Genomic DNA, 6,916 nt, shown 5'->3' with positions numbered 1-6,916 from the left:
CGGCACGTTCGGACATGATCCCGAGCGCCGCGCGCGCCAGGGCGCAGAGGGCGAAGATGCCGAGCGCGCGCATATCCGCCCGTCCGTCGATGGCGGCGGCCAGCGCCCGTGCCACGCCCCAGACCTGTCCCAGCCCGGCGGCGATGCCGAGCGCGCCGTAGAGGATGGCCGGGCCGGCGCGCCTGCGCCCCGCCGCCTGTTCGCGACGCAGCCAGAGTGCCTGCGCCGTCATGGTCCGTCCGCGTCCACCGCCCCTGCTCATGCCGCCCGATTAAGGCACGGCGGCGCGCTTGGACAGGCCCCGTGCGACGCCGTCCGGCCCGCCTCGCGCGGGCGTGCGCGTTGATGGACGAGGTTTCATCCCGTATGGGAAGCCGGTCCCCGGAGCGTAGAGCCTTGCATGACGGAGTTTGACCAGCCTGCGGGGTCCCGCGCAGGGCAACCGACGGGACGTCGCTGATGGATGAGCAGGTCAGCCGCACCGAGCCGCGCGCCTATGATCCGCCCGGCACCAGCCCGCCGGCTCCGGCCAGGACCGCGCCGACACCGCCGCCGCCGGATCGCCCTGGCACGCCGCGGCGCAGGCGGGGCGGCGCGGGGCGGGCGATTTTCTGGATCATCCTGATCGGCGGCATCGCGTTGTTGCTGTGGTTCCGCCCCTGGACGCTGATCGGCGGGAAGGGCACGCCGCACGCGGGCGGCCCGCCGCCGCCGTCGGTGCAGGTGGCGACCGTCGCGCGCGGCGACATGCCGGTGACGATCGACGGGCTGGGCACCGTGACACCGCTGGCGACCGTGACCGTGCGCACGCAGATCGCCGGCTATATCCAGCGGATCGACTTCACGGAGGGGCAGATGGTCCGCCCCGGCGACCCGCTGGTGCAGATCGATCCCCGCCCGTATCAGGTCGCGCTGGAGCAGGCGCAGGGCACGCTGGCGCGCGATCAGGCCCTGCTGGCGGAGGCGCAGCTCGACCTCAAGCGGTATCAGCGGCTGGCGTCGCAGGACAGCATCGCGCGCCAGCAGGTCGATACGCAGAACGCGCTGGTGCAGCAATACGTCGGCACGGTGAAGGCGGATCAGGGCGCGGTCGACACGCAGAAGCTGAACCTGGTGTACTGCCGCATCGTCTCGCCGATCGACGGGCGCGTGGGGCTGCGGCTGGTCGATCTCGGCAACTATGTCTCGCCGAGCGACACCACCGGGCTGGTGGTGCTGACGCAGTTGCAGCCGATGAGCGTGGTGTTCACCGTCGCCGAGGACACGCTGTCGCAGATCCTGCCGCGCGTCGCCGCCGGCGCGAAGCTGCCGGTGATCGCCCGCGACCGCAGCGACCAGCATACGATCGCGACCGGCGTGTTGTCCGCGCTCGACAGCCAGGTGGACACGACGACGGGCACGGTGCGCATCCGCGCCATGTACGACAACAAGGACGACATGCTGTTCCCGCAGGAGTTCGTCAACGCGCGGCTGGTGGTCAACACGCTGCGCAACGTCGTGCTGGTGTCGAACGCCGCCGTGCAGCACGGCGCGCCCGGTACCTATGTCTACGTGCTCAAGCCCGACCACACGGTCGCGGTGCAGGTGATCGAGACGGGGCCGACCGACGGGCTGAACACGGCGGTGCTCAAGGGGCTGGACCCGGGCGAGCAGGTGGTGACCGACGGCGTGGACCGGCTGCGCGAGGGCGCGCGGGTGATGGTGGCGCCGTCGCATGGCGCGGCGGAAAAGGTCCCGGCCGCGTCGCCGGCTGCCTCGCCGGCGGCGAAGCCCGGCAGGTGAGCGGCGCGCGGATGCGGGCGCGCGCATGAATCCGTCGCGCCTGTTCATCACCCGGCCGGTGGCGACCAGCCTGCTGATGGCGGCGGTGCTGCTGATCGGCCTCGTCGCGTGGCGGTTCCTGCCGCTGTCGGCGCTGCCGGAGGTCGATTACCCGACGATCCAGGTGCAGACCTTCTATCCCGGCGCCTCGCCCGAGGTGATGACGTCATCCGTCACCTCGCCGCTGGAGCGGCAGTTCGGGCAGATGCCCGGCCTCAATCAGATGTCGAGCGTCAGTTCCGGCGGCGCGTCGGTCATCACGTTGCAGTTCAGCCTCGATCTCAGCCTCGACATCGCCGAGCAGGAGGTGCAGGCGGCGATCAACGCCTCGGGCAACCTGCTGCCGGCCGACCTGCCGGCGCCGCCGATCTATGCCAAGGTCAACCCGGCGGACGCGCCGATCCTCACGCTCGCGCTCACGTCCAAGACCCTGCCGCTGACGCAGGTGGAGGATTTCGCCGACACGCGGATGGCGCAGAAGATCTCGCAGGTGGCGGGCGTGGGGCTGGTGTCGATCAGCGGCGGCCACCGCCCGGCGGTGCGCATCCGCGTCAACCCGCGGCAGATGGCGGCCTATGGCCTCAATCTGGACGATCTGCGGACCACCATCGGCAACCTCAACGTCGATACGCCGAAGGGCAATTTCGACGGGCCGAACCAGGCCTTCACCATCAACGCCAACGACCAGATCACCGAGGCGAAGCAGTACCTGTCGCAGGTGATCGCCTATCGCAACGGCGCGCCGGTGCGGCTGTCGGACGTGGCGACGGTGATCGACGGGGCGGAGAACGACAAGCTCGGCGCCTGGGCGGACCGGACGCCGGCAATCATCCTGAACGTGCAGCGCCAGCCGGGGGCCAACGTGATCGCGGTGGTGGACCGCATCAAGGCACTATTGCCGCGGCTGCAGGACGCGCTGCCGGCGGCGCTGAATGTCGCGGTGCTGACGGACCGGACGAACACCATCCGCGCGTCGGTCGCCGACGTGGAGTTCGAGCTGTCGCTGGCGGTGGCGCTGGTCGTGCTGGTGATCTTCCTGTTCCTGCGCAACCTGCCGGCGACGCTGATCCCGAGCCTGTCGGTGCCGCTGTCGCTGGTCGGCACGCTCGCGGTGATGTACCTGTACGGGTTCAGCCTGGACAATCTGTCGCTGATGGCACTGACGATCGCGACGGGGTTCGTGGTCGACGACGCGATCGTGATGATCGAGAACATCGCCCGCTATGTCGAGGAGGGGGTGCCGCCGCTGGAGGCGGCGCTGCGCGGCAGCGCGCAGATCGGCTTCACCATCATCTCGCTGACCGTCTCGCTGATCGCCGTGCTGATCCCGCTGCTGTTCATGGGCGACGTGGTGGGGCGGCTGTTCCACGAGTTCGCGATCACGCTGGCGGTCACGATCATCATCTCCGCCTTCGTCTCGCTGACGCTGGTGCCGATGCTGTGCGCGCGGCTGCTGCGCGACCGCGCGAAGCAGGCGCCGGGTCGGCTGGAGGCGGTGGCGCAGCGTTTCTTCGACGGCGCCATCGCGGGTTATGGGCGGATGCTGCGCTGGGTGCTGGACCATCAGTTCCCGACGTTGCTGGTGGCGCTGGCGACGCTGGGCGTCACGGCGTGGCTGTACCTGGTGATCCCCAAGGGGTTCTTTCCGGTGCAGGACACCGGCATCATCCAGGGCATCACGCAGGCGTCGCAGGACACGTCCTATGCCGCCATGGCGGCGCATCAGCAGGCGCTGGCGGATATCGTGCTGCGCGATCCCGACGTGGTCAGCCTGTCGTCCTTCATCGGCGTGGACGGCACCAACACGACGCTCAATTCCGGGCGGATGCTGATCAACCTCAAGCCCGTCGATCAGCGCCACGACACGGCGACGCAGATCATCCGCCGGTTGCAGCGCGCGGTGGCGCATGTCGCCGGCATCACACTGTACATGCAGCCGGTGCAGGATCTGACGATCGATACCAGCGTGAGCCCCACCCAGTACCAGTTCGTGATCGAGAACACGGACACCAAGGTGATCGACGAATGGCTGCCGAAGCTGCTGGCTCGGCTGCGCGCGCTGCCGGTGCTGGAGGACGTGGCGACCGACCATTACCAGAACGGGCTCGGTCTGTTCATCACCATCGACCGGGTGACGGCGGCGCGGTTCGGCATCACGCCCGCGACGGTGGACAGCGCGCTGTACGACGCGTTCGGGCAGCGCATCGTCTCGACCATCTTCACGCAGAACAACCAGTATCGGGTGATCCTGGAGGCGGATCACACGGTGCGCGGGACGATCCAGGCGCTGGAGACGATGTACCTGCCGTCATCGACGGCGGCCAGCGGGCAGGTGCCGCTGTCGGCGATCCTGTCGATCGCGGTGCGCCCGGCGCCGTTGCAGATCGCGCATCTGTCGCAGTTCCCGGCGGCGACGATCAGCTTCAACCTCGCCCCCGGCGCGTCGCTGGGCGCGGCGGCGGCCGACATTCGCGCCGCCGAGCGCGAGATCGGCTTGCCGCCCAGCTTCACCACGGCGTTCCAGGGCGCGCTCGATGCGTTCGAGAAGTCGCTGTCCAACGAGCTGCTGCTGGTGCTGGCGGCGATCGTGACGATGTACATCGTGCTGGGCGTGCTATACGAAAGCTTCGTGCATCCGATCACCATCCTGTCCACCCTGCCGACCGCCGGGGTGGGGGCGCTGCTGGCGCTGATGGTGGCGGGCGCCGATCTCGACATCATCGGCATCATCGGCATCGTGCTGCTGATCGGCATCGTCAAGAAGAACGCCATCATGATGATCGACTTCGCGATCCAGACCGAGCGGAACGAGGGCGTGCCCCCGCGCGAGGCGATCTTTCAGGCCGGGCTGCTGCGCTTCCGTCCCATCATCATGACGACGCTCGCCGCCCTGTTCGGCGCGCTGCCGCTGGCGTTCGGCACCGGCGAGGGGTCGGAGCTGCGCAAGCCGCTGGGTATCTGCATCATCGGCGGGCTGATCCTGAGCCAGATCCTCACGCTGTACACGACGCCGGTGGTCTACCTGTATCTCGACCGGCTGAGCCTGTGGGTGCGCAGGCGGGTGGGTGGCGGGGCGCCGGAGGCGGCGGAGTGAGGCACGCGCGGCTGATCGCACTGGCGCTGCCGGGGCCGCTGTTGGTCGCGGGATGCGAGGTCGGTCCCGACTACAAGAAGCCGCCGGCGCCGATGGCGGCGCACTTCAAGGAGCTGGCCGGGTGGAAGCCCGCCTCGCCGCTCGACGCGGTGCCGCGCGGGCCGTGGTGGTCGGTCTATCACGACCCGCTGCTCGACCGGCTGGAAGGCGAGCTGATCGTCGACAACCAGACGATCCGCCAGGCCGAGGCCGCGTACCGGCAGGCGCAGGCGCTGGTGGACGAGGCACGGTCGAATCTCTACCCGGTGCTGGGGCTCAATCCGACCTTCACGCGCAGCGGCGGCGGCGCGGGGTCGGGCAGCATCGGCGGCGGCACCACCACCACCGCGGTCGGCGGCGGCAGCAGCACCAGCAGCACCTTCGTCTCCGGCGGGCGCGGCGGCGGCTACGCGGCGTCGGTCTACACGTTCGAGGGCAGCGCGACCTGGTCGCCCGACGTGTGGGGACGGGTGCGGCGGCAGATCGAGAGCAGCGTCGCCGGCGCGCAGGTCAGCGCCGCCGACCTCGCGAGCGCGGCGCTCGCGCAGCAGACGCTGCTGGCGACCGATTATTTCGAGATGCGCACCAGCGACGCGCTGCAGAAGCTGCTCGACCGCACGGTGGCCGACTATCAGCACAGCCTGCAGATCACGCAGAACCAGTACGCGGTGGGCGTCGCCGCGCGCTCCGACGTGGTGACGGCGGAGACGCTGTTGCGCACGACGCAGAGCCAGGCGATCAACGTGGGCGTCGCGCGGCAGCAATACGAGCACGCGATCGCCGTGCTGATCGGCCATCCGCCCGCCGACCTGACGATCCCGGCCGGCGATCTGGCGTCCGAGGTGCCGGTAGCGCCGGCGGGCGTGCCGTCGCGGCTGCTGGAACGGCGGCCGGACATCGCCGCGGCGGAGCGGACGATGGCCGAGGAAAACGCGCTGATCGGCGTCGCGGTCGCGGCGTTCTATCCGGACATCACGCTCAGCGCGCTCGGCGGGTTCGTGGGCAACCCGCTCGGCTCGCTGTTCACCGCGTCCAACCGCATCTGGTCGCTGGGTGCGGCGGCGAGCCAGACGGTGTTCGACGCGGGACTGCGGGAATCGACGGTGCGGGCGGCGCGCGCGACCTATGACGAGGCGGTGGCGGCCTATCGCCAGACGGTGCTGACGGCGTTCCAGCAGGTGGAGGACGACCTGTCGGGCCTGCGCATCCTGCAGGACCAGCAGCGGGTGCAGGAGGACGCGGTGCGGCTGGCGCGCGAGGCGGTGCGGATTTCGCTCAACGAATACAGCGCCGGCACGGTCGCCTATACGGCCGTCATCACCGCGCAGGCGACGGCGCTGGCCGACGAGGAGACGCTGCTGTCGATCCGCCAGTCGCGCATCGTCACCAGCGTGTCGCTGATCCAGGCGCTGGGCGGCGGCTGGAACACCGCCGACCTGCCGGACCGCGCCGACCTGACGCAGCGCAACCTCCTGGACCCGCGCAACAACTACTGAGGCCGGCGGGCGGGCCGCGTCAGGCCAGCAGGATGCCGGCGCTGACGATGCCGACGGCGGCGCAGTACCAGGCGAACGGGTCGAGGGCCCAGCGGTCGTGGTTGTGGAACCAGCGCATGAGGAAGGCGGTGCTGGCATAGGCCGTCACGCCGGAGACGACGGCGGCGATCGCGGCGAGGCTGAAGGTGCCGGGCGGCACGTCGGTGTGCAGCAGCTTCGGCACTTCCAGCACCGTGGCGCCGAGGATCACCGGCAGGGCGATGAGGAAGGAGAAATGCGCCGCCCCCTCGTGGTCGATGCCGCGCAGCAGGCCGCCCACCATGGTGGCGCCGGAGCGCGAGATGCCGGGGATCAGCGCGAGGCATTGCCACAGCCCGATCACCAGCGCGTCGAGCGGGCGCAGCGTGTGCAGGGCGCGGGCCGGCGCGGTTGCGGCGGCGGCGGTCTGGCGGGCGCGCAGCCGCTC

Annotated in this window: 4 protein-coding genes and 1 pseudogene; 3 read left to right on the top strand and 2 right to left on the bottom strand. The window is 70.3% G+C overall.

All coding sequences use genetic code 11. From position 1 onward, the window contains the following. A pseudogene (locus tag B8460_RS18025) lies at positions 1-232 on the bottom strand (hypothetical protein); the annotation flags it as partial. Between the two features lie 227 nt (positions 233-459). Between B8460_RS18025 and B8460_RS18020 the strand changes: the two are divergent. The 3 genes from B8460_RS18020 to B8460_RS18010 are packed head-to-tail and all read left to right on the top strand — an operon-like array spanning position 460 to position 6,450. Further along, complete coding sequence (locus B8460_RS18020; RefSeq protein ID WP_048863003.1) at positions 460-1,782, top strand: MdtA/MuxA family multidrug efflux RND transporter periplasmic adaptor subunit; 1,323 nt, start codon at positions 460-462, stop codon at positions 1,780-1,782. Positions 1,783-1,807: 25 nt separating this feature from the next. Then, positions 1,808-4,915, top strand: a complete 3,108-nt coding sequence (locus tag B8460_RS18015; RefSeq protein WP_048863002.1) for an MdtB/MuxB family multidrug efflux RND transporter permease subunit — start codon at positions 1,808-1,810, stop codon at positions 4,913-4,915. Continuing rightward, complete coding sequence (locus tag B8460_RS18010; RefSeq protein WP_048863005.1) at positions 4,912-6,450, top strand: efflux transporter outer membrane subunit; 1,539 nt, start codon at positions 4,912-4,914, stop codon at positions 6,448-6,450. The genes B8460_RS18015 and B8460_RS18010 overlap by 4 nt, the downstream gene beginning before the upstream one ends. 19 nt (positions 6,451-6,469) lie before the next feature. Here B8460_RS18010 and B8460_RS18005 read toward each other — a convergent pair. Then, the coding region (locus B8460_RS18005) for an undecaprenyl-diphosphate phosphatase (protein WP_048863001.1) at positions 6,470-6,916 on the bottom strand (447 nt) is incomplete at its 5' end.

Origin of the sequence: Acidisphaera rubrifaciens HS-AP3 (assembly GCF_000964365.1) — a bacterium.
Taxonomy (GTDB): Bacteria; Pseudomonadota; Alphaproteobacteria; order Acetobacterales; family Acetobacteraceae; genus Acidisphaera; species Acidisphaera rubrifaciens.
Note: the sequence above shows the minus strand (reverse complement) of the source record. Positions and strands in the feature narration are given on the sequence as shown.

Coding starts and splice junctions, on each gene's coding strand:
- B8460_RS18020 (WP_048863003.1), top strand. CDS start 460: ATGGATGAGCAGGTCAGCCGCACCGAGCCGCGCGCCTATGATCCGCCC.
- B8460_RS18015 (WP_048863002.1), top strand. CDS start 1,808: ATGAATCCGTCGCGCCTGTTCATCACCCGGCCGGTGGCGACCAGCCTG.